Raw genomic sequence first — 2,061 nt, 5'->3', positions numbered from 1 at the left:
CTCCTTCTTCTCCGTGCTGCTCCGGTCTTCGACAGCGGCAGCATCACGGAGGCGAAGGAGAGGGGAGGGAGAGGAGTTGTCGCCACCGCCCGACCCCCTTGTCCCCGGCCCCTGGCCTGCGGTTTCGCCGGTTCGCGGCGGCAGGGGCGTGGAGGTGCGGGCGGAGGTGCCCGTGGGGGTGCCGGTGGAGGTGCCGGACGAGGTCGGCGGCAGTTCGGTGGGGAGGTGGCCGTCGGCCTGGCCGTCGCCGTCAGGGCCGGGCTGGGTGGTGGTGGGCATCGAAGCGGGCCTTCCGCGAAGGGGCACGGCCGGGACCGGCACGGTGGCCGGCCCCGGCGCCCGGGCGGGTGCCCGGACGCGGCCGACCCTGCACGGGACCCCCTTGTCCTCCGTCTGGCCCCACCCCTTGTCCACCACGTTGTCCCGCTGGTTGTCCCGCTCGGATTGCCCCGGTCAGGTCCCTTGTCCTCCCGGTTTGTCCGTGACCGGGATCACCCCTGGACGCGTGGTGGTCGACGGGCCAGCACCTGGTCGGCGAGGCCCTGCCCGAGCGCCAGGCGCAGCAGGGTGAGGGCGTCGGCGGGGTCCGCGGAGAGCAGCGGTACTCCGTCGGCGGCGTCGACGACCGGGCACCCGGTGATGAAGGTGGCCCAGTTGCCGTGCTCGTCGTAGACCTCGGTCCAGCCGGCCAGGCGGCCGTGCTGCTCCAGGGCCTGCATGGTGGAGCGGCCGGGCCAGGTGAGGCGAACCAGGCCGCCACCGCCGGCGTAGTCGCGGTGCGGCTCGCCGAGGTTGTGCAGGGTGGGCGGCGTCCGGGCGGTGGCCACGCCGAGGGCCAGGTCCGGCAGCGCCGAGACGTCGTCGGCCGCGACCGCACCCACAGCGGCGGCCGGGGCCGGGGTAGCGGGGGCGGTGGTGCGGTGGAAGACGTCCAGGGCGAGGTCGGCGCTCGGGTAGGTCTGGGGGCGGGAGAAGCGGTCGGCGACGAACCGGCCCGGCCGGCCCTGGCCCTGGTACTGGACCGCGATCCAGCCGCCCAGGCCCCATCGCCCGTCGGGCAGCAGCGCGGTCCAGCCCACCGGGACGCCGTGGTGGCGCAGCAGCCGCACGCTCGAGCCGTCCAGCAGCGTCCAGGTGACCAGCTCCCAGCCCTCGCCGAAGGTGAAGGCGAGGTCGTCCACCCGGCCCGGCCCGCTGAAGCGCACCTGCGGGTCGGCGAGCGCGGCGCGCAGCAGCGCGTCGCCGTCATCGGCGGGGGCCGAGCCGGGGGCGGAGGTCAGGTGGGTGGCCGTCCCGCTGCCGCCGGTGGTGATTTCGGACCGGTCCGCAATCGGCGCGGCCGGGCCCGGCACGGATGCCGCGCTGTTTTGGGACCGGTCCGGATCTCCCGCCGGATCGGACGCGGCGGCCTGGTCCTCGTTTTCGGACCGGTCCGCAATCGGGGTGCCGCCGGCCAGGGTCCAGTCGTCGGGAAGGTTCCAGTCCTCGCGCATGCGCGCCTCGTGGCGCTCGTCCGCGTCCAGGTCCGGCCAGCGGGCCTGGTCCCGCACGTGACGAGCGTTCATGTTCAGCTGGGTCGTGACGCTGTAGACGCGCTCCATCAGCTCCTTGTAGGCGCCCATCGGGTCCGCGTCGACCGCCGCGAGGAAGGTGTCGGCGTGCCTGCGCATCCAGTCGGCGGACACGGCGACCCGGCGGCGGTAGTTGTCCCGCTCGCTCATCACGTCGTACTCCGGCACCTCCCCGCCCGTCGGCGCCTCGGCCGGGCCGGGCACCGCGGCCGCGCTCCGGGGGCTGTCGGTCCGGGCCCGGGCCGCGCGGCTCTTGCACGACTGGGAGCACGTCTTGCGCGGGCGCCCGCGGCCGGTGTGCGGAGGGATCGTGTTGGTGCAGCCCGGCCCCTCGCACCGCGCCCCGGCCTCCGGGTCGCTGGCCAGGTCGAACAGCGTCCCCACAGCAGCGGCGTCATTTCGGACCGGTCCGTTTTCCATGCCGCTGATCGTAGCCAGGCACGGCAACCGAATTCCGAACCGGTACGGTATCCCGCCCCGGGTCGAGCCC

General features: G+C 75.0%; 1 protein-coding gene. It reads right to left on the bottom strand.

The window, feature by feature from the left end; translation table 11 throughout:
• Nucleotides 1-491 precede the first annotated feature (491 nt).
• Nucleotides 492-1,991 carry a hypothetical protein gene (locus ACWCYY_RS40800; protein WP_449798979.1) on the bottom strand — a complete coding sequence of 500 codons (1,500 nt, stop codon included), beginning with the start codon at nucleotides 1,989-1,991 and terminating at the stop codon, nucleotides 492-494.
• Nucleotides 1,992-2,061 lie beyond the last annotated feature (70 nt).

Source organism: Kitasatospora sp. NPDC001664, from assembly GCF_053596675.1.
The sequence above is the reverse complement of the archived record's forward strand: the minus strand, read 5'-3'. Positions and strand labels throughout refer to the sequence as shown.